Source organism: Dokdonia sp. 4H-3-7-5, from assembly GCF_000212355.1.
Taxonomy (GTDB): domain Bacteria; phylum Bacteroidota; class Bacteroidia; order Flavobacteriales; family Flavobacteriaceae; genus Dokdonia.
The window spans coordinates 1-21326 of record NC_015496.1 but is presented as its reverse complement, the minus strand read 5'-3'; the positions used below and the strand labels follow the sequence as shown (position 1 = coordinate 21326).

Below are 21326 nucleotides of genomic sequence, written 5' to 3'. Positions count from 1 at the left end.
TTTGAAGCGATGTAAATAGCGTGTTTAGCTTTCGCGAAAGCATTCTTATTTTACATTTTTTAGTCTATTCCTGATAATGATCAGAACTCATAAAACAACTCTTAACTATGCATAAAATCAAGTATGTACTTGTTGCATTATTTTTATATTCAACTATTGCTGTAGCGCAACAATCGGCAATATATACGAATGATCTTGTACAATTTAATAAGGCACTCTCCTTATATAATAGTAAGCAATATCTAGCATCGCAAACTCTTTTTGAGGAAGTAAAGGGGGATACAGATGATACCACCGTAAAAGGTGATTGTGCTTATTACATTGCAAACGCGGCAGTACGTCTTAATCAGCAAGGGGCAGATGATCTTATGACCACTTTCGTCACAGAGTACCCTACAAGTACAAAGCGCAACAGTGCATTTCTAGATGTAGCTCAGTATTACTTTGATAATGGCAAATTTGCTTATGCTCGCAAATGGTATGATCGCGTAGATGAAAGTACGCTTACAGCTGGAGAAAAGGAGACTTTTTACTTTAATAACGGTTATGCTTATTTTAAAAGTAATCGTTTTGATGAAGCAAAGAAGTACTTAAACCGTGTACGTGATTCAAAAAAATATGGAACGCAGGCTAAGTATTACATAGGTTTTATGGCTTATGAGGGTGATGAATATGAAGAGGCAAATGAGCTTTTTGAGGAAGTAGAAGCAGAAACAGGAGGAGCATATAATGAGGATCTTGCATACTTTAAAGCAGACCTTAATTTTAAGTTAGGAAAATTTGACGAAGCAATTTCAGAAGGGAAGTCACAGCTGGCAAAAGCAAACCCAACAGAAAAGTCTGAGCTTAATAAAATTATAGGAGAAAGCTATTTTAACCAAAAGAGGTATGCAGAGGCATTACCATATTTACAAGCCTACAAAGGAAAGCGTGGTAAGTGGAATAATACAGATTACTACCAGCTAGGATATACATATTATAAGCAGGGAGATTATGCAAACGCTATCAATGAATTTAATAAAATAATTGATGGTAACAATAGTGTAGCACAAAATGGATATTACCACCTAGCAGAATCTTACCTAAAATTAGATAAAAAGCAAGAAGCACTCAACGCATTTAAAAATGCAAGTGAAATGGACTTTAATGCACAAATCAAAGAAGATAGTGGTCTTAATTATGCAAAGCTGAGCTATGAAATAGGTAATGCTTACAAGTCTACACCTGCTGTGATTACAGATTATATAGATACATATCCAAAATCTCCAGCAAAGCCAGAACTAGAAGCATTACTAATAGATTCTTACATCACCTCAAAAAATTACAAAGAGGCAATGCGCTTGCTAGAAAGCAACAGCAATTTTGATAATAAGGTAGCTTATCAAAAAGTAGCGTTTCTTTATGGTCTTGATCTTTATAATGAGGGCAATTATCCCGAGGCTGCTGCAGCATTTAAAAAATCTCTTAAAGAACCACGCGATCCATTATATGTGACACGTGCAACTTACTGGAAAGCAGAAAGTGATTATGTTGCAAATGATTTTAAAGAAGCAATTATAGGGTACAAGCAGTTTTTAAATAACAGTAACGCTGCAAATACTCCAGAATATCAAGACATCAATTATAACCTTGCATATGCATATTTTTCGGATAAGCAGTATGAACAAGCAGCGACCGTTTTTGAGTCGTATACTGCAAGTAATGTGCAAGATCAAAGTAAACTTAATGATGCGTATTTACGTCTAGGTGATAGCCGTTTTATAAGTAGTAAGTACTGGCCTGCACTTGAAGCCTATAATAAGTCTATAGCGCTTAATATGACAGATCAAGATTATGCGACTTTTCAAAAATCGATGAGTTATGGTTTTATAAAAAAGGATGAGGACAAAATAAGCGGACTTCAAACTTTTTCGACCAAGTTTCCAAATTCTACTTATCGCGATGATGCGCTTTATGAATTAGGTAACATCTATGTATCTCAAAACAAAAATGATCAAGCAATTACAGCTTATGATAAATTAGTAAGAGATTTACCTGGTAGTTCTTACGTGTCAAAAGCAATGCTTAAAAAAGCGTTGATACTTGATAATAAAAACAAGTCCGATGAGGCACTCGCACTTTTGCGCAAGGTAGCTGGTGATTATCCAGGAACTCCGGAGGCATTGCAAGCAGTGACTACGGCAAAGCTTATTTATATAGATTTAGGTCGTGTAGATGAATATGGTCAATGGGTGAGCACATTAGATTTTATCGATGTGGAGGATGCAGAGCTTGATGATGCTGCCTACGCTTCGGCAGAGAAGCAATATGTGGAGAATAATGTAGGTCAAGCAGAACGACTTTTTGAGTCATACTTGAGTGACTATCCTAATGGGCAGCATGCATTACAAGCTCATTTTTATTTAGGGCAGCTCGCTTTCGCGAAAGCGGAATACAAAAAAACAATTCCGCATTACCAATTTGTTATAACAAAGGAGCGTAGTGAGTTTACGGAGCAAGCACTTGCACGTTTAGGGCAAGTATATCTTACAGATAAAAACTATACAGCTGCAATTCCGGTATTAAAACGACTAGAAACAGAAGCAGACTTCCCACAGAATATCATTTTTGCTCAGTCTAACCTCATGAAATCTTTTTATGAAGGTGAAGACTTGATAAAAGCAGTAGGCTATGCTGAAAAGGTACTTGGAAATGCAAAAATTGATAATGCAGTAAAAAGTGATGCGCAAATAATAATTGCTCGCTCTTCTATAAAGACAGGTGATAAAGCCAGAGCTAAGACAGCTTATGCCGAGGTTCAAAAAATTGCTACAGGAGCACTTGCAGCAGAGGCTTTATATTACGATGCCTACTTTAAAAATGAAGCTCAAAACTTTGAAGCATCTAATGTTGCAGTTCAAAAACTAGCAAAAGATTATAGCGGTTTTAAAGAGTATGGAGCAAAAGGTCTTGTGCTTATGGCAAAGAACTTTTATGCACTAGGAGATGCATATCAAGCAACATATATTCTAGAAAGTGTGATTACAAACTTTGCAGATTATCCAGAGACTGTAGAAAAAGCTCGTGGCGAACTAGCAATTATTAAACAAGCAGAAGGAAAAACAAATGCCTCTGTAGAAAAAGGGTAGTTGTTGATTAATACATCAATAAATCACTTGCTTTATAAATAAGACAAACGTCTAACGAATTAAGACAATACATTATATGAATCGTTCATTCAATACATTATATAACTTAGGACTTGTTGCATTTACAATGCTTTTTGTTCAAGTAGTTACTGCACAAGAAGAAGAGTCTACCATAGGTACAGAAGTGGTAAACGTTGTAAAAGCGTATACTCCTACCATAAGTGATGCTTTTAAAGTAAAAGCGACTCCTGCGCTTAACGACTCTATTACAACGGCAAAAAAGAAGGTGACTTATAGTATCTTTTCTGTGCCTGTAGCGAGTACGTTTACTCCAGCCAAAGGTAAAGCTGCCGTAGTAAAGAAAACTAAAAAAGAGAAGTTGTATGATAACTATGCAACTGTTGGTTTTGGTAGCTATACATCTGTTTTAGCAGAGCTTTATAGTAATTTTCAAATAAGCCGTACAGAGGATTTCGGTGTCTTTCTAAACCATAATTCTTCTCAGGGCGGAATAGACGGTACTGTAGTTGACGATTATTTTTATGATAGCAGACTTAATTTAAGTTACGGAGCGCGTGAGCGTGATATGACATGGAGAGCAGATCTTGATGCAAAACACCAAGTATATAACTGGTATGGAATTCCTGAGGAACTTAAGACAATTAACGGAGCAGGTAACACGCCTTTATTTAATGAAGATTTTGACGTGTCTCATTCTTTTCTCACAGCAGGATTAAATGGTAGTGTGAGTTTGCAAGATTCTTTCTTTAAGAAAGCAAATGCTACGTTGAGATACTTTGGTGATGATCAGGATAGCGGCGAACTTAGAGCAGTAGTTGCTCCTACATTTGAGTTTCCTATTGCGGGAGAGCTTATTACTACTAAAGTTACAGCAGATTATGTAAGTGGTTCTTTTGACAACGCATTTGATACCGTAGATACAGAAATCAACTATAGCTTTCTTAATGCGGGGATTAATCCAAGTCTTGTAATTTTAAGAGATGACCTTGAGGTGACTTTAGGAGTAGAGGCAATGGTGTCGCTAGATACTGAGGCAAGTGAAACAGACTTTTTTGTGTATCCAAAAATTACAGCATCTTACCGAGTGGCTGGAGATTACTTTATTGCGTATGCAGGTCTTGAAGGTGGACTACAGCAAAATAATTACCATGATTTTGCTCAAGAAAATCCTTTTATCTCACCTACACTTACTATCAAGCCAACAGATAAGCAGTATGACGGGTATTTAGGAATGAAAGGTAAATTATCTGAAGCTTTGAGTTACAACCTACGTGCAAGTTATACGGCAGAGAGTGATAAAGCTTTATTTATTCACAATCCATACTCGCAAAGCGGTAATGGCTTTGGTGCAAATGGATATGCAAACGGAAACTCTTTCTCAATTGCTTATGATGATATTAATACAGTAGGAGTATTTGCAGAGCTTAATTTTGATGTGAATGCAAACTTTAAAATGAAAGTAAACGGTCAATATTATACTTATAACACAGATAGCCAGCAAGAAGCTTGGAACCTTCCAGACTTACAAGCATCTGTGTTTGCAGATTATCAGATTACAGAAAAATGGTTTGCTGGAGTAAACTTATTCTTCATGGGAGAACGTAACGATTTAGTATCTAGTAACGACCCTGCAGATCTCTTGATTACAAATACAGTGGAAACCCTAGATAGCTATTTTGATGCAAATGCTCATGTGGGCTATCGCTTTAATAATCGTCTGTCTGCTTTTGCTCGTGTAAACAACATTCTAGACAGTAATTACGAGAAATGGCTCAATTATGAAGTTCAAGGTCTACAAGGAATGGTGGGAGCTACTTATAAATTTGACTTTTAAAAGCAACCTTTCTGTAAAGATTGCATCTTACATATAAACCCTTAAGGTTATGAAGAAATTTATAGGTGTACTAGCTTTCATTATTATGTTTATGTTCAGTTCTTGCAGTAGCGATGCAGATAGTGCACTAGCAGACTGCAGTGCTGTATCTTGTGCATCAGGCAATATTATAATACAATTTTTAGATGCCGAAACAGGAGAAGATGTATTCTTTAACGACACATATTCTTTTGATGAACTAACGATTACCGATGTATCTAACGACGCAGATTTCCCTTTTGTCACGGGTATATCTGATGATTCTCAGATTGCCCAAGTGGTACTCAATGCCTTTTCTGAAAGTCGCTCTAATGTAATGTTGCGTTTAACAGTTCCTGATGGTTTTGAAACAGACTTATCTTTTGATGTGGAATATAAGGAAGGAGAATGCTGCAATATAAATGACTACTCAGACGTACAGTTTTCAAATGTTGAAAATGTGGTACAGAGTCAGGGTGGTTTTTTCTATAATGTATATCTTTAGGCTCCTCTGTTATTAAGATAGTAGCAGTTATTTAAGATATTAGACACTATTGAAAAACAATTGGCACTGCGAACTTTGTAATCACCAGCGTAAAAACTTACGTGAGGGTTCAATTTGTAATCTCACGAAACGCAAACCAGACTTTAACCGTACGTGCTCAAAAAAGCTATTTTCTACTAAATTCAAAAACAGGCTAAAGGAGGTAAACGTTGTTTACCAGCATACTATTCAAGATAAGTGGTGGAATTATAGCTATACAATACTATTTGGGTTGTTGGGAGTAGGCCTTTTTGGGTTATCTGCATATTCTCTAAGTTATGTTTCAGAGATGCATTCTTCACTAGCTCCATCAAATACTCATGCCCTCAAGTTGTATCTCATTCCGTTTATAATTTTTGGTGTTGCCTTAAAATTTTTATCACAAGCTATTGGCATGTACAATATGTACATTTTGAAAACTCGAGAGGCAAAGCTCAAAAAAGATAGAATAGATGCAGTTCTGGAGCTGTATAATATTACTTATGATGTAGAGATTGATCTTCACCCCAATTATAGGTCGCCACAAGATGCAAAAGTTGATCTTGAGGTTCATAAACCTAGATAAAAATTATCAACGTAGTAGGAGTCTTTTGTATTTTTAAACAAAAAACCAACGATGCGTAAAATTCTATATTCTTTAGCAATTATTCCTTTATTATTCTCTTGCGAGACTAAGCAATCTGTAGATCTTATTGTTACAAATGCAAATGTGTATACTGTAGATAACGCTTTCGCGAAAGCGGAATCATTTGCAATCAAAGATGGAAAATTTATAGCAGTAGGCACATCTAACGACATTACTGAAAAGTATGAAGCTGCTGAAACAATAGATGCTACTGGCAAAACTGTGTTACCAGGACTTATAGACGGCCACTGTCACTTTTATGGATTAGGTCAAAATCTCCAAATAGCAGATCTCGTTGGCACTGAAAGTTATGATGAGGTAATTGCAAAAGTATCTGCCTTTGCAAAGGAAAATCCTGATGCAACTGTGTTGAGAGGAAGAGGATGGGATCAGAACGATTGGGCTGTAAAAGAATTTCCTACAAAAGATAAGCTTGACGCTTTATTTCCAGATGTTCCTGTTGTTTTAGAGCGTGTGGACGGTCACGCATATTTAGTAAATCAAAAAGCATTAGATCTTGCTAGTATAGATGCTTCTACAAAGGTAAGTGGAGGAGAAGTCGTACTTGTAGACGGCAAAGTAACGGGTGTTCTTATTGACACACCGCAAACATTAGTTGACGCAGTATTACCACAACCTAGCACTGCCGAAAGTGCTCAAGTGTTACTAGAAGCACAGGAGCTTTGTTTTTCTTACGGTCTTACTACAGTAAATGATGCAGGTCTTAATAAAAACATTGTAGAACTTATAGATAGCCTTCAGCAAGCTGGAAGTTTGCAAATGAGAGTATATGCAATGTTATCTAATAATGAAGAAAATCTAGATCACTACCTCACTACAGGAAAAGTAAAAACAGATCGTCTTAATGTACGTTCTATTAAGGTTTATGGTGATGGAGCTCTTGGTTCTCGTGGAGCGACAATGCGTGAGGCTTATAGTGATAAGGATGGACATTTTGGAGCGATGATAACACCTTCTGAAGAGATGAATGATCTTGCAAAACGTATCGCCGCAGCAGATTTCCAAATGAATACACATGCCATAGGTGATAGTGCAAACGTAGTTGTACTAAGAGCTTATGAAAAAGTGCTAGCTTCTAAAACAGATCCAAGATGGAAAGTAGAACATGCACAAATAGTATCAAGAGAAGATTTTGATGTTTTTAGTGAGAAGATTTTACCTTCTGTACAGCCTACACACGCTACTAGCGATATGTATTGGGCAGAAGATAGAGTAGGAGCAGAGCGTATTAAAGGAGCATATGCATACAAAGACTTATTAAATCAGTCAGGAATTGTAATACTAGGAACAGATTTCCCAGTAGAGCAGGTAAGTCCGTTTTATACGTTCTATGCATCTGTTGCTCGTAAAGATTTAAAGCAATATCCAGAAGGTGGATATCAAATGGAGAATGCCTTAACTAGAGAGGAAACTTTAAAAGGAATGACAATCTGGGCTGCCTATTCAAATTTTGAAGAAGACGAAAAAGGAAGTATTGAAACTGGGAAGTTTGCAGATTTCATCATCATGGATGAAGATATCATGACGGTAGAAGAGGATAAGATTCCTAACTTAAAAGTCGCTGCTACGTATGTAGATGGTGTAAAAGTGTATCAGCAGTAGGCGATACTACTTTACAGTCTAGGTGAGACTAGCAGTACTTTATATAATTACAATCACACTATAATTCTATGAGCTTCCTTACTGCAGCATGGCGCCAGCTTGCCTTTATTAATTATGAGGTAGATCCAGCTCTTTTAGAGCCATATGTCCCTTATGGAACAGAGCTAGATTTTTATGAAGGTAAATGTTATGTGAGTGTCATTGCTTTTATGTTTATGGATACACGTATTAAGGGTGTCAAAATTCCATTTCACGTAAATTTTGAAGAGGTGAATCTCCGTTTTTATGTGCGTAGGAAAGATGGTGGTATTTGGAAGCGTGGAGCAGTGTTTATAAAAGAAGTAGTTCCTAAGCCTGCAATTTCTCTTGTTGCAAATACACTTTATAATGAGAGCTATGAAACCTTACCAATGCGACATGAGTGGGAGATTACAGGTGAACATCGCAAGGTCTCATATGGATGGAAAAAGGATGGCACCTGGCAGTCTATTCATATAGAGGCTGCTGTAGCTTCACAACCCATCGAGAAGAATAGCGAGATGGAGTTCATATCAGAACATTACTGGGGATATGCGAGTCCTTCTAAGTTTAAAACGAATGAGTACGAGGTGACGCACCCGCGATGGAATCATCATCCTATAAAGAAAGCAACATTTGATATTGACTTTAGCGCAATGTATGGTGCTAAATTTAGCTTCCTACAAGCGCAGGAGCCTACTTCTATATATTTGATAGAAGGTTCGGCAATAACGATTGAGGGTAAAACGGTGATTAAAAAATAACATGCATGGCAGATATACATAAAGAAGCACAAGATCACCTTATAGAGATGGCTTATTATAGAATGCCTTTTGGTAAATACAAAGGTTGGTACTTAGTAGATCTGCCAGAATCATATTTTGTATGGTTTAGGCAGCAAGGTTTTCCAGAGGGTAAGCTGGGAAGACTACTTCAAGAAATGATGGAAATAAAAGTAAATGGTCTAGAACCTATGATCAAAAAAATCCAACAAAAGTATCCTAGGCCAGCTAATTTAAGACGCTAAGTTAATACGACTTGTGAATTATGAAAATTGCAGGTCTTTTGTGTAGATCTGGTGCATTTTTTTTCCAGAAAGAAGCACTCTTTGTCACTATATATTCTGTAGGAAGCGTGATATCACAAGCAACACAAACTTGTGTGTCAGGATGAACAGTATTACAAATGTCTTCTAGCATCTTATTATTGCGATATGGAGTTTCAATGAATAATTGCGTCTGTCCCTGCTCAGAAGATAATCGTTCTAATCGTTTTAACTCTTGCTTACGCTGTTGTGCGTCAATAGGTAGATATCCATTAAAAGCAAAATTTTGACCATTCATACCGCTACTCATCATTGCCATAAGTATAGATGATGGACCTACAAGTGGCACAACTTGGATACCTTTTTGATGTGCAATTTTTACAACTTCTGCTCCGGGATCTGCGACACCTGGAACTCCAGCCTCAGATAGTAACCCTACAGATTCCCCTTGTAAACATGGCTCTAAATACGATGGCAGCTCAGCAATATCTGTGTATTTATTTAGTGTAAATAATTTTAATGAGGGCTGCGATTTACCTGGAGATATCGCTTTAATAGAGCGACGCGCTGTTTTTTCATTTTCTACTATGTACGTATCTATAAATTCTACCACCTTTTTTACTGAGATAGGCATTACTTCTAGTGCGCTTGTGTCACCTAGAGTAGTGGGTATCAGATATAATTTTCCAGTTGCAGTAAATGAACTCATAGGTACGTAGTTTATAGGTTGGGGTTATGGTATAGGTTGCAATATAATTACATCGCGGGATATGGACAATAATTACTTTTGCAATGTCTATAATTTCTAACGAGATGTATGATGTAATACATTACGCTAGTTCTTTTGCAATCTGGTCACAGGCTGTATCTAGCATTTCATACACTCTCTCAAAGTCTTCTGCACTTCCATGATATGGGTCTGGAACATCTACTTTTTCTCCATGAAAAACCACATCAAGAATCATTACCACTTTACGGCGTTGCTCGTCAGTAGTTGCTTTGGCCAGCACATCTTCTAGATTGTTTTGATCCATCACATAAATATAATCAAAATCATTAAAGTCACTTTCGGACAACTGTCGTCCTCTAAGTCCTGAGATATCTACACCATGAGATAATCCTACTTTTACACTCCTAGGGTCTGGCGGATTACCAACGTGCCAATCTCCTGTGCCTACGGAATCTATATTAAAATGGGTTGCATCTAGTTTAGATCTTAAAATGCCTTCGGCAAGTGGGGATCTACATATGTTTCCTAGACATACCATCAGGATATTTGTAACTGTAGTGGGTGCTTCGTTCATTACTCTAAGGTAATTAAATTTATCACGCTTTCGCGAAAGCAAAACCAAAAACCCTAAAAACAGTAAACCCCGACCAAAAATGGTTGAGGCTTACATACACATAGCACAAATCTCAATATTAATGCTCGTTTAGACGGAAATCTGGATAAGCACTCATTCCGTGTTCGTGAGGGTCAAGCCCCTCAATTTCTTCAGTTTCTGAAACTCTAATGCCAACTGTCTTCTTAAGAACAAACAGTATAATAAATGAAGTGATAATACAGAAAACAGCATAAGATCCTACACCTATAAGCTGGCTCACAAATTGAGCTCCACTAGCTAAGCTTCCAAAAATACCCACTGCAAGTGTTCCCCAGATACCACAAATTAAGTGTACTGCAATAGCTCCTACAGGATCGTCTAGTCTTAATTTGTCAACAAGTGCAACACCAAACACAATGATAGCTCCTGCAATAGCGCCTATGGCAATCGCATCTGTAGGGCTCATTACATCTGCTCCCGCGGTAATACCTACAAGACCTCCTAGTATACCATTTAAAAACATGGTGAGGTCATAGTTTTTATACATTAAGGTAGATACAAGAAAAGCAAACACTCCTCCAGCTGCTGCTGCAAGTGAAGTTGTAACAAGTGTAAGTGAAGTAAGCGCAGGATCTGCAGATAGTACAGAACCTCCATTAAAGCCAAACCAACCTAACCATAAGATAAGTACACCTGCCGTTGCGAGTGGTACATTATGTCCAGGGATGGCTTGTGGTTTACCATTTTCATCAAACTTCCCTATACGTGATCCCAGTAAGAATACGGCAACGAGTGCGGCCCATCCTCCTACAGAGTGAACAAGTGTAGATCCAGCAAAATCATAAAAAGGTGTTTCTAGTGTTTGTAAAAATCCACCTCCCCATTTCCAAGAACCAGCGATAGGGTATACAAATCCTACATAAAGTAATACAAAGACCATAAAAGGACCTATTTTAATACGCTCTGCTACGGCACCAGATACAATGGTTGCTGCTGTTGCTGCAAACATCCCTTGAAAAAGGAAGTCTGTCCAGTAGGTGTAGCCTTCGTTATATGTAAGATCAAGAACACCTTCTGCGTTAAGAGGTGCATCTAGTCCAAAACCTGCAAAGCCTAAAAACCCATTAAACTCTCCGGGATACATAAGATTAAAGCCTACTAAGCAATAAAGTAGAAGACCTACTGTGATGATAAAAATATTCTTAAAGAGAATGTTGATGGTGTTTTTTTGACGAGTAAGACCTATTTCTAAAAATGAAAAGCCAAGGTGCATGAAGAAGACAAGACCAGTACAGATCATCATCCATACGTTATTTACAGTTAAAATTTCCATAAGTTGTTAATGCTATATTATTATAAGTTTTTAGACTACTTGAGTGTTTGATTTCCTTTCTCTCCGGTGCGTATGCGATAGCACTCGCTTATGTCTGAGACAAAGATTTTACCGTCACCTACATCGCCAGTACGAGCAGACTCGATAATTGTTTTGATTGTAATTTCTTCAAATTCATTATTTACTACGATGCTTAAATAGCGTCGTTGTATGTCGCTGGTGCTATAGCTCACGCCGCGGTAAACAGAACCTTTTTTTTCGTTACCAAGTCCAGTAACATCCCAATAGGAGAAGAAGTTTACACCCACATCATGCAGTGCTTTTTTTACTGCCGAAAATTTGGATTTACGTATGATTGCTTCTATTTTTTTCATGTTTTAGGTTATTTAAAATTTATATATGCCTGCGATTAGAAATGAAGATAATGAGCTGTTAGGCTCAAGGTCAGTATCAAGGAAGGTGTCTTCACTAGCACTGTCTAAACGAAATTCTGGTTTGATGGTAAGGTCACCTACGGTATAACTTCCAGTAAGAGTAAGTGCAAGTACAGATGCATCTCCTTCATCATCATAACCTCCTATGGCTCCAGCACCACCTTCAGCTTCTGCAAAGTATTCTCCTCTCAGTCCTAGTGTAAAAGATTCTGATGTTTTGTACTGTGGGTATAGAGCTACTCCATAAAATGAAGCTCCGTCTGTATCATTGTATGTAGCGTTGAGACCTAGGTAAAAGTCATCTGATAGATCGTGACCAGTAGTAAGATCTACTTGGAGCGTACTTTCTGTGCTTCCTCCTTGTTTTCCATATAGAAAGTTAAGGTAAGTGGTTTTATAACCTAATTGAGCGCCTAATGTATAGTCGTTGTCAAAATTAAATTCTGTTGCATCTGTCTGGTTGAGTACACCAAGCATTGCGCTCCAATCTTCAGATAGTGTAAAATCTGCTTTTATACCTGTATGAGAAAATGGTCCATATGAAAACATATAAGACGTAGAGTAGTTGAAGTTAAGAGTGGGAGAGATTACTTCATAACCTAAGAACGTATTGAAATTTCCTAAAGTAAGTTTTACTTTTTCCGAAACATTCCAGTAAACGTATAGTTGGTTTACAATGTTTGAAGAAGGTCCAGATAGGAAAACAGCTTCTTCACCTCTAGGGCCAAAAACTAAATCTGCGACTGCACCTACTTTTCCATTTTCACTTTCAAAAGAGCCTATCACATTTGCCATACCTATTGCAAAGCCATTGCGATTTGCAAAAGAGGTGTTTGGTGCGATAGCATCCTCACCATTTGGTCCAGAAAGATTTTGTCTAAAGTAAGTATCGACGCTTCCCTCTACACTAAATTTTTTCTTTGTTGATTCTTCTTGAGCAAATAAGGAAGTGGTGGTAATGGCCAGCACTAAGAACGTAATAATGAACTTCATAAGAGTGTAATATTTTGTTGATTAGGTCTCAAATGTATCTTAAAATTTAGTTAAGGGTGTGAAATAGGTAGGTGTTTTGTAAATTTTTATGATTTTTTTAAAATGACCCCTTTAAAATTAGGGGTGTGATAAATAATTTGTGATTTTATTGAGATATGTGTTTTGAGGTTGTTGCGCTTTTTGTAGTAATTAAGCGTTATTGTTGAGGATATTATTGATTTTAACAGTATTTATTAAAATAGCTATAACGTTTTCGTAGTTTTTAAGATAATTTAAGAGTCAGAATATGATAAAATAACATACCTAATAATGAACTTTTGTGAAATATTAAGTATCTATATTTCATTAATCGTAATAATGAGATGTGATTTTTGACCCTTAGATAAGTAGGATTATCTTGTGAATAAGTAATAATGGTTTCACCATAAAAATGTAGACAATGCTTAAGGATCAGGGATTATATTTAAGAGAATTTGAACACGATGCTTGTGGAGCAGGATTCATTTGTAGTTTAAAAGGAATAAAGTCAAACGACATTATCCACAAAGCACTAGAAATTCTTGAAAAACTAGAGCATCGAGGAGCAGTAAGTGCAGATGGAAGAACGGGAGATGGTGCAGGAATACTTATAGATATTCCTCATGATTATTTTCAAGCTAGCTGTGATTTTGAGTTGCCACAAGAAGGAAGTTATGCTGTGAGTAATGTGTTTCTCCCTCTTAAACAAAATCAACGAGATTACTGTATTTCGGTGTTTGAAAAGAGTCTTACAGATCAGGGCATACATATTATAGGATGGAGAGATGTGCCGGTAGATAAATCTATCTTAGGTGAGATTGCTCAGGTTTCTGAGCCCTTTGTAAAGCAAATCTTTGTTTCATATGACGGTGGTGATAAAAATCCCGCTTTCGCGAAAGCGCAACAAAAACACACTCCAGAATTTGCATTCAACTTAAAATTATTTACTGCACGTAAAATTGCAGAACACACTATATATGATTCTAAGCTATCTGAAAGTTCATTCTTTTATGTACCTAGTTTTTCAACCAAAACAATAATTTATAAGGGGCTATTAATGCCTCAAGACATTAAGGTTTATTATAAGGACTTGATGGATCCTAGGGTTGTGACGCGCCTGGCACTTGTGCATCAGCGTTTTTCAACAAATACATTCCCTACATGGGATCTTGCGCAGCCTTTTAGATACATGTGCCATAATGGAGAGATTAATACGTTGCGAGGCAATGTAACTCGTATGTATTCCAGAGAAGAACTTATGGAGAGTCCGCTCTTTGGAGAGGATATTAAAGCTGTTCTTCCAGTGGTGATACCAGGCAAATCTGATAGTGCTTCTATGGATATGGTGGTGGAGCTGTTATTAATGACAGGTCGCTCACTTCCAGAGGTAATGATGATGCTCGTGCCAGAAGCATGGGAGAAAAATAAGGAAATGTCTCCTGCAAAACGTGCTTTTTATGAATTTAACTCCTGCCTAATGGAGCCTTGGGATGGTCCTGCATCTATTCCATTTACAGATGGTAATTATATAGGAGCGGTACTTGATCGTAATGGATTGCGTCCATCGCGTTATTCTGTTACAAAGGATGGCTACGTGATTATGGCTTCAGAAATTGGTGTAGTAGATATTGAGCCTAGCAATGTACAGTTTCACGGTCGTTTAGAACCTGGTAAGATGTTTCTAGTAGATATGGCGCAAGGTCGTATCATTAACGATGAGGAAATAAAAGAGGAGATTGCTACGCGTAACCCTTATCAAGAATGGCTTGATGAAAATTTAATTCACTTAAGGAATATTCCTTATAATGAGTGTCCGCTATTTTTAAATGAAGCACCGCTTAAGGATCGTTTAATCACCTTTGGGTACACACAAGAAGATATAAATACCATCATATTACCCATGGCTGCAAATGCCAAGGAGCCTATAGGTTCTATGGGTAATGATGCTCCTATTGCTGCGCTTTCAGAAAGACCGCAGCTCATTTATAATTACTTTAAACAATTATTTGCTCAAGTAACAAATCCGCCTCTTGATGGAATAAGAGAGGAGCTGATTACAGATATTTCTTTAACCCTGGGAGCCGATTATAATATTTTCGACATAAATGCCGCGCATTGTAGAAAACTTAAAATCCAGAACCCAGTTATATCAAAACAAGATTTAGACAAGATTAAAAGTCTAGATGACAAAAACTTTAAAGTAGTTTCTGTACCGATGTTATATCAGGTAGAGAGAGGTCATAATGGCCTCGAGGAAGCACTAGAAAAACTGTTGCAAAATGTAAGTAAGCAGCTTGATGAGGGTGCAAATATTGTTATTCTATCAGATAGAAATACGTCAATTACAGAGGCACCTATACCAGCATTGTTAGCATGTTCTTATGTAAACAACGGACTAGCAACTCATAAGAAGAGATCTCAGTTAAGTTTAATTATTGAGTCTGCAGAGCCTAGGGAAGTGCATCACTTTGCATTATTATTTGGTTATGGCGCGAGCGCGATTAACCCATATATGGTAAATGAGATTATAGAAAATCATCCAGAAGACCTTGAGCTTGCTAGTGTAGATGTGGAGGAGGCTATTCAAAACTTCAATAAGGCTGTAGGTAAAGGAGTGCTCAAGGTGATGAATAAGATTGGTATTTCTACACTCAATTCATATCGCAGTTCGCAATTATTTGAATGTATAGGTATTAGTAAAAAAGTAGTTTCAAAATACTTTCCTCGCACGGTGACTAGAATTGAGGGTGTAGGATTGCATCAATTAGAAGGAGAAATAAGTAAGCGTCATACAGCTGCTTACGATAAGAAAGAAATTGCTGCAGACTTACCTCTAGAAATAGGTGGTGAGTACAGATGGCGAAGAGACGGGGAGGCTCATTTGTTTAATCCGCTTACGATTGCAAAACTTCAAGAATCTGTACGAAGCAATAAGCCTGTAATTTATAAGGAGTATGCAGATCGTGTAAATAATCAAGCAAAACAACTAATGACCATTAGAGGGTTGTTTGAATTTACAAATTATGATCCTATAGATATTGAAGAAGTAGAGCCATGGACGGATATTGTAAAGCGTTTTAAAACGGGAGCAATGTCTTATGGATCTATCAGTAAAGAAGCGCATGAGACACTAGCTGTAGCGATGAATCGTATAGATGGTAAATCTAATTCTGGTGAAGGAGGAGAAAATCAAGAGCGTTTTTATAAAGATGTAAATGGAGACTGGAAAAACAGTGCAATCAAGCAAGTAGCTTCTGGACGTTTTGGAGTTACTTCAAATTATCTTACAAATGCTGCAGAGATTCAAATCAAAATGGCGCAGGGAGCAAAGCCTGGTGAAGGAGGGCAGTTGCCTGGGCCTAAAGTAAATCCAGAAATTGCAAAAACACGTAATTCTACTCCATATGTAGGATTGATTTCTCCACCACCGCACCATGATATTTACTCGATTGAAGATTTATCACAGCTTATTTATGACCTTAAATCTGCAAATAGAGAGGCGCGCATTAATGTAAAATTAGTGTCAGAAGTAGGGGTGGGGACTGTGGCTGCAGGTGTTGCAAAAGCTAAGGCAGATGTGATTTTAATATCTGGTCATGATGGAGGTACTGGTGCAACGCCGCTTACTTCATTAAAACATACGGGACTTCCGTGGGAGTTAGGACTCGCCGAAGCGCAGCAAACACTCGTTATGAATGATTTGCGTGGTCGTGTGAGATTAGAATGTGATGGCCAACTCAAAACCGGTAGAGACGTAGCAATTGCATGTCTTTTAGGAGCAGAGGAGTTTGGTTTTGCCACAGCACCGCTAGTGGCTTCTGGATGTATTATGATGCGTGTATGTCACTTAAATACATGTCCTGTGGGAATTGCTACGCAAAACCCAGAGTTACGTAAACGTTTCAAAGGAAAGCCAGAACATGTAGTTAACTTCATGTATTTCGTAGCGCAAGAGCTTCGTGAGATTATGGCAAAGCTTGGCTTCAAGACCGTAGATGAAATGGTTGGGCAAGTGCAAAAACTAGAGCGAAACACCGCTATAGATCAGTACAAAGCATTAGGACTCGATTTGTCTCCTATTCTTCATAAAGTAGACGTTAAGGAAGGGCAATCCTTGAGAAATATCGAAAAGCAAGATCATGATTTAGAAAAAGCATTAGATTTTAAAATTATATCTCAGGCGCACCCTGCATTATTCAGAAAAGAGAAAACCACGCTTGATCTTAAGATTACAAATGAAGACAGAGCAGTAGGAGCCATTTTAAGTAATGAGATCTCAAAAATTTATGGAGTTAATGGGCTGCCAGAAAATACATTAAAAATCAACTTTGAAGGTTCGGCTGGGCAGAGTTTTGCAGCATTTGCAACGCATGGACTAACACTTTCGGTTACTGGAAATACAAATGACTATATAGGCAAAGGACTTTCTGGAGCAAAAGTGATTGTAAAAGTACCTGTAGAGGCAACCATAATTCCTGAGGATAATGTCATTATTGGAAACGTAGCATTTTACGGTGCCACTGCTGGAGAGGCTTACATCAATGGAAAGGCTGGAGAGCGTTTTTGTGTACGTAACTCGGGAGCTAGAGCTGTTGTAGAAGGTATAGGTGATCATGGTTGTGAGTATATGACAGGAGGAGTAGCAGTGATTTTAGGAGCTGTGGGAAGAAACTTCGGAGCTGGAATGAGTGGTGGAATTGCATATGTGTATGATGTTGATAGTTCGCTTTCGCGAAAAGCAAACTCAGAGGGCTTAAACTTCTTAAAAGTAGAAGAAACACAAGATCGTGAGGAACTTAGACAATTGGTCGAAAACCATTATAATGCCACACAATCTCCACTAGCACAACGTTTCCTAGAAAATTGGGATGTGGAAATAGGCAATTTCACGAAAGTGTTACCAGAAGAATACCGCCAGGCTTTAATAAGACTAGAGGAAGAACAAAAATTAGCAAACTAAGAGATGGGAAAAGTAACAGGATTTTTAGAATATAAGCGCAAAGATGAGAGCTATGTAGCTCCGGAGGAACGCTTAAAAAATTACAAAGAATTTACCGTTCCTCTTGAAGAGTCAGATCTCAAAAAGCAGGGAGGAAGGTGTATGGATTGTGGGATTCCATTTTGTCATTCTGGATGCCCGCTAGGTAACCTCATACCAGACTTTAATGATGCAGTGTATAAAGGTCGCTGGAAAGTGGCTGCAGGGATATTACATGCAACTAATAATTTTCCAGAATTTACAGGAAGACTTTGTCCTGCCCCATGTGAGGAAGCTTGTGTTCTTGGTATTAATGAAGATCCAGTAACTATTGAAAATATAGAAAAAAATATAGTAGAGCGTGCTTTTGAAGAAGGATGGATTACAGCACAACCACCTGTGAAACGTACGGGGAAATCTGTTGCTGTTATTGGTTCTGGACCTTCTGGACTTGCTACGGCACAACAGCTCAACAGAGCTGGACATGTGGTGACTGTTTTTGAACGAGATGCAAAAGTGGGCGGATTATTACGTTATGGAATTCCAGATTTTAAGATGGAAAAAAATGTAATAGATCGTCGTCTTGAGGTCCTTGAAGAAGAAGGAATCACCTTTAAAACGAATGCAAATGTTGGACAAAATATAAGTGTAGAGGCGCTCCAAGATGAGTATGATGCTATTGTACTGTGCGGAGGAGCTACTGTGAGAAGATCTATTCCCATTAAGGGTGCACATCTTAAAGGAGTGTATCAAGCAATGGATTTTTTAAAACAAAATAATGAGCGTCAAGATGGTCTAAATGATTGGGAAGAAGAAATTGTAGCAACCGGTAAAAACGTTGTCGTAATAGGAGGAGGAGATACAGGTTCTGATTGTATAGGCACGAGTAATAGACAAGGAGCGAGTAGTGTGACAAATTTTGAAATTCTTAATAAGCCTACTGTAGAGCGACCTACAGAACAGCCTTGGCCATATTATCCTATGCGACTGCGCACGAGTTCTTCACATAAAGAAGGGGTTGATCGTGTGTTTAGTATATCTACCAAAGAATTTGTGGGTGACGCTGCAGGAAATCTTACAGGACTAATTACCGCAGAAGTGGAGTGGATTACTCATGAAAGTGGAAGACGAGAGTTAAAAGAAGTTCCTAATTCAGAAAAAGAATGGGAATGTGATATGGCATTTCTAGCATTAGGTTTCACCGGTCCAGAAAAAACATTAATTGACCAATTACATCTCGATACAGATTTGAGAGGTAACATTAAGGCAACTGATTATAGTACTAATGTCTCGGGTGTATTTGCAGCAGGTGATATGCGTAGAGGGCAATCTCTTATCGTCTGGGCAATTTCTGAAGGGCGTCAAGCGGCTCACCATGTAGATAAGTTCTTGATGGGAATTTCAGAGCTGCCGCTTAAGGATGAAGAGAGTGATTTGCCTAGGCGTTAACCATGTGTGTTGTTAGTTGTATATTGACATTTCTAACAATAGAAATAGTTTCATGAAAATTCAAAAAAGTTCAAAAGGAGAATGGATATCAACTTTTGGTGGCGTACTTATAACTACTGGTATTATGTGTATGGCATTTGAGGCTAGTAATTATTTTATATTTGGCTTTCTTCTAACGGGTATGGCTGTAACGATCTACGGTATAGTTAGTTATTCTAGAGAAAAGGCTGCGAGTGACAAGATTAAAAAGAAATAAGTTCCTCAATAGTTTTTATTCATTCCTAAAAATTAACAAAGCCTCTACATGAAAATGTAGAGGCTTTGTTATTATAATTAATTCAAGATAGAATTTACACAGAGAGCTTCTTTCCTAAATCTTCTACGTATTTTCTAAACTGCTTATCTGTACTAGCAAGGTTATCAACTGTTTTGCAAGCGTGTAATACGGTTGCGTGATCGCGTTGTCCTATTTGAGAACCTATACTTGCAAGTGATGCCTTCGTAAGTTTCTTTGCAAAGAACATAGCGAGCTGCCTTGCTTGTACGATGTGACGTTTACGAGTTTTAGACTGTAGTGTTTCTACATCCATCTGGAAGTAATCTGACACAATCTTTTGTATGTAATCTATAGATACTTCGCGCTTCGTGTGCTTCACGTAGTTATCTACAATCTTCTTAGCTAGATCTAATGTGATTTCTTTCTTATTGAAAGAAGAGTGAGCAATAAGTGATATAATAGCACCTTCTAGCTCTCTTACATTTGTCTTGATATTATTTGCAAGAAATTCTACAATCTCTTCTGGCATCTCAACACCATCTTGATACAGCTTTTGCTTTATAATAGCAATACGCGTTTCAAAGCTTGGGTGTTGCAGCTCTGCACTTAATCCCCATTTAAAACGAGAAAGAAGGCGTTGCTCAATGTCTTGCATATCCACTGGCGCCTTATCTGAGGTAAGAATTACTTGCTTACCATTCTGATGTAGGTGGTTAAAAATATGGAAGAACACATCCTGAGTTCCTGCCTTACCACTTAGTAATTGAATATCATCTACAATAAGAACATCAATAACTTGATAGAAATGTATAAAATCATTTCTGTTATTCTTCTTTACAGACTCAATATATTGTTGTGTAAATTTCTCAGCAGATATGTATAAAACAGTCTTTGCTGGATATTTATCTTTTATTTGAACACCTATGGCGTGTGCAAGGTGTGTTTTTCCCAAACCTACACCACCAAAAACGAGTAGTGGGTTAAATGATGTTCCTCCAGGTTTATTTGCAACTGCCATTCCTGCAGAACGTGCAAGACGGTTAGAGTCGCCTTCAAGGAAGTTGTCAAAGTTATAGTTAGGATTGAGCTGTGATTCAATTTGTAAATTTCTGATACCAGGAATTACAAAAGGATTTTTGAGCTCTGGATTCTTGTTTTTAAATGGAGCATCAACATCTTGAGATTTCATAGTGCTACGATTTGCACTAGGAATCTTTTCAGTAAACGGTTGATTATTTCCGTAAGTGTTTTCCATTCTGATTACATAAACCAGTTTGGCATTTTCACCTAGTACTTTGTTAAGCGCAACTTTAAGAAGTTTAACATAGTGCTCTTCTAGCCATTCATAAAAGAACTTACTAGGCACTTGTATGCTTAATGCGTTATCTGTGAGCTTGACCGCTTTAATCGGTTCAAACCACGTCTTGTATGCCTGGGGTGTAATATTGTCCTTAATAAAAGAGAGACAATTATCCCATACAGATTGCGCAGTTAGAGTCATTCGTTGAGTTAAATTATTGGTTGTTTTTTAGTACAGAATGCCTTTTAAAAGGATTATCGTATTGTTGATAAGGCCCCCTTTAAAAGCTAAGCAAATATGTGAACAAAAAAAGTAATAAAAAAACGAGTAGAGGGTTGTTTTTTCGCAAATTTTGTTGCATCA

At 37.6% G+C, this 21326-nt stretch carries 16 protein-coding genes; 10 read left to right on the top strand and 6 right to left on the bottom strand.

What is annotated here, in order from left to right; all coding sequences use genetic code 11:
• Positions 1-107: 107 nt before the first annotated feature.
• The 7 genes from KRODI_RS00080 to KRODI_RS00050 all read left to right on the top strand — a co-directional run bounded on the left by KRODI_RS00080 (position 108) and on the right by KRODI_RS00050 (position 8838).
• Complete coding sequence (locus KRODI_RS00080; protein WP_013749515.1) at positions 108-3128, top strand: tetratricopeptide repeat protein; 3021 nt, start codon at positions 108-110, stop codon at positions 3126-3128.
• 76 nt (positions 3129-3204) lie between these two features.
• Positions 3205-4983 carry a TonB-dependent receptor gene (locus tag KRODI_RS00075; protein ID WP_013749514.1) on the top strand — a complete coding sequence of 593 codons (1779 nt, stop codon included), beginning with the start codon at positions 3205-3207 and terminating at the stop codon, positions 4981-4983.
• A gap of 49 nt (positions 4984-5032) precedes the next feature.
• Positions 5033-5506, top strand: coding sequence for a hypothetical protein (locus KRODI_RS00070; RefSeq protein ID WP_013749513.1), 474 nt, complete (start codon positions 5033-5035; stop codon positions 5504-5506).
• 49 nt (positions 5507-5555) lie between these two features.
• On the top strand, positions 5556-6110 hold the full coding sequence (locus KRODI_RS00065; RefSeq protein ID WP_013749512.1) for a hypothetical protein: 555 nt from the start codon (positions 5556-5558) through the stop codon (positions 6108-6110).
• A gap of 51 nt (positions 6111-6161) precedes the next feature.
• Positions 6162-7793 (top strand): amidohydrolase, encoded by a 1632-nt coding sequence (locus tag KRODI_RS00060; RefSeq protein ID WP_013749511.1) that lies wholly within the window; start codon positions 6162-6164, stop codon positions 7791-7793.
• A 68-nt stretch (positions 7794-7861) separates the two neighbouring features.
• Positions 7862-8575: a YqjF family protein gene (locus KRODI_RS00055; RefSeq protein WP_013749510.1), complete on the top strand. Its 714-nt coding sequence runs from the start codon at positions 7862-7864 to the stop codon at positions 8573-8575.
• A 5-nt stretch (positions 8576-8580) separates the two neighbouring features.
• Positions 8581-8838: a DUF3820 family protein gene (locus tag KRODI_RS00050; protein ID WP_013749509.1), complete on the top strand. Its 258-nt coding sequence runs from the start codon at positions 8581-8583 to the stop codon at positions 8836-8838.
• 1 nt (position 8839) lies between these two features.
• On the opposite strand, the gene KRODI_RS00045 is transcribed toward KRODI_RS00050, so the two are convergent.
• The 5 genes from KRODI_RS00045 to KRODI_RS00025 all read right to left on the bottom strand — a co-directional run bounded on the left by KRODI_RS00045 (position 8840) and on the right by KRODI_RS00025 (position 12941).
• Positions 8840-9565: an SAM-dependent methyltransferase gene (locus KRODI_RS00045; protein ID WP_013749508.1), complete on the bottom strand. Its 726-nt coding sequence runs from the start codon at positions 9563-9565 to the stop codon at positions 8840-8842.
• Positions 9566-9686: 121 nt separating this feature from the next.
• A complete protein-coding gene (locus KRODI_RS00040) occupies positions 9687-10160 on the bottom strand; it encodes a low molecular weight protein-tyrosine-phosphatase (RefSeq protein ID WP_013749507.1) in 474 nt (157 codons plus the stop codon).
• Between the two features lie 118 nt (positions 10161-10278).
• Positions 10279-11514, bottom strand: a complete 1236-nt coding sequence (locus tag KRODI_RS00035) for an ammonium transporter (RefSeq protein WP_013749506.1) — start codon at positions 11512-11514, stop codon at positions 10279-10281.
• 35 nt (positions 11515-11549) lie between these two features.
• A complete protein-coding gene (locus KRODI_RS00030) occupies positions 11550-11888 on the bottom strand; it encodes a P-II family nitrogen regulator (RefSeq protein WP_013749505.1) in 339 nt (112 codons plus the stop codon).
• Between the two features lie 12 nt (positions 11889-11900).
• Positions 11901-12941: a porin gene (locus KRODI_RS00025; protein WP_013749504.1), complete on the bottom strand. Its 1041-nt coding sequence runs from the start codon at positions 12939-12941 to the stop codon at positions 11901-11903.
• 439 nt (positions 12942-13380) lie between these two features.
• On the opposite strand from KRODI_RS00025, the gene gltB reads away from it, so the two are divergent.
• From gltB to KRODI_RS00010, 3 genes are read left to right on the top strand one after another with little or no spacing between them, the layout of a single operon-like run.
• On the top strand, positions 13381-17919 hold the full coding sequence (gltB, locus tag KRODI_RS00020) for a glutamate synthase large subunit (protein ID WP_013749503.1): 4539 nt from the start codon (positions 13381-13383) through the stop codon (positions 17917-17919).
• 3 nt (positions 17920-17922) lie between these two features.
• Positions 17923-19386 carry a glutamate synthase subunit beta gene (locus KRODI_RS00015; protein WP_013749502.1) on the top strand — a complete coding sequence of 488 codons (1464 nt, stop codon included), beginning with the start codon at positions 17923-17925 and terminating at the stop codon, positions 19384-19386.
• Positions 19387-19438: 52 nt separating this feature from the next.
• Positions 19439-19642 (top strand): hypothetical protein, encoded by a 204-nt coding sequence (locus KRODI_RS00010; protein ID WP_013749501.1) that lies wholly within the window; start codon positions 19439-19441, stop codon positions 19640-19642.
• Positions 19643-19736: 94 nt separating this feature from the next.
• On the opposite strand, the gene dnaA is transcribed toward KRODI_RS00010, so the two are convergent.
• Positions 19737-21164 carry a chromosomal replication initiator protein DnaA gene (gene dnaA, locus KRODI_RS00005; RefSeq protein ID WP_013749500.1) on the bottom strand — a complete coding sequence of 476 codons (1428 nt, stop codon included), beginning with the start codon at positions 21162-21164 and terminating at the stop codon, positions 19737-19739.
• Between the last annotated feature and the right edge of the window lie 162 nt (positions 21165-21326).

Coding starts and splice junctions, on each gene's coding strand:
- KRODI_RS00080 (WP_013749515.1), top strand. CDS start 108: ATGCATAAAATCAAGTATGTACTTGTTGCATTATTTTTATATTCAACT.
- KRODI_RS00075 (WP_013749514.1), top strand. CDS start 3,205: ATGAATCGTTCATTCAATACATTATATAACTTAGGACTTGTTGCATTT.
- KRODI_RS00070 (WP_013749513.1), top strand. CDS start 5,033: ATGAAGAAATTTATAGGTGTACTAGCTTTCATTATTATGTTTATGTTC.
- KRODI_RS00060 (WP_013749511.1), top strand. CDS start 6,162: ATGCGTAAAATTCTATATTCTTTAGCAATTATTCCTTTATTATTCTCT.
- KRODI_RS00055 (WP_013749510.1), top strand. CDS start 7,862: ATGAGCTTCCTTACTGCAGCATGGCGCCAGCTTGCCTTTATTAATTAT.
- KRODI_RS00050 (WP_013749509.1), top strand. CDS start 8,581: ATGGCAGATATACATAAAGAAGCACAAGATCACCTTATAGAGATGGCT.
- KRODI_RS00045 (WP_013749508.1), bottom strand. CDS start 9,565: ATGAGTTCATTTACTGCAACTGGAAAATTATATCTGATACCCACTACT.
- KRODI_RS00040 (WP_013749507.1), bottom strand. CDS start 10,160: ATGAACGAAGCACCCACTACAGTTACAAATATCCTGATGGTATGTCTA.
- KRODI_RS00035 (WP_013749506.1), bottom strand. CDS start 11,514: ATGGAAATTTTAACTGTAAATAACGTATGGATGATGATCTGTACTGGT.
- KRODI_RS00030 (WP_013749505.1), bottom strand. CDS start 11,888: ATGAAAAAAATAGAAGCAATCATACGTAAATCCAAATTTTCGGCAGTA.
- KRODI_RS00025 (WP_013749504.1), bottom strand. CDS start 12,941: ATGAAGTTCATTATTACGTTCTTAGTGCTGGCCATTACCACCACTTCC.
- gltB (WP_013749503.1), top strand. CDS start 13,381: ATGCTTAAGGATCAGGGATTATATTTAAGAGAATTTGAACACGATGCT.
- KRODI_RS00015 (WP_013749502.1), top strand. CDS start 17,923: ATGGGAAAAGTAACAGGATTTTTAGAATATAAGCGCAAAGATGAGAGC.
- KRODI_RS00010 (WP_013749501.1), top strand. CDS start 19,439: ATGAAAATTCAAAAAAGTTCAAAAGGAGAATGGATATCAACTTTTGGT.
- dnaA (WP_013749500.1), bottom strand. CDS start 21,164: ATGACTCTAACTGCGCAATCTGTATGGGATAATTGTCTCTCTTTTATT.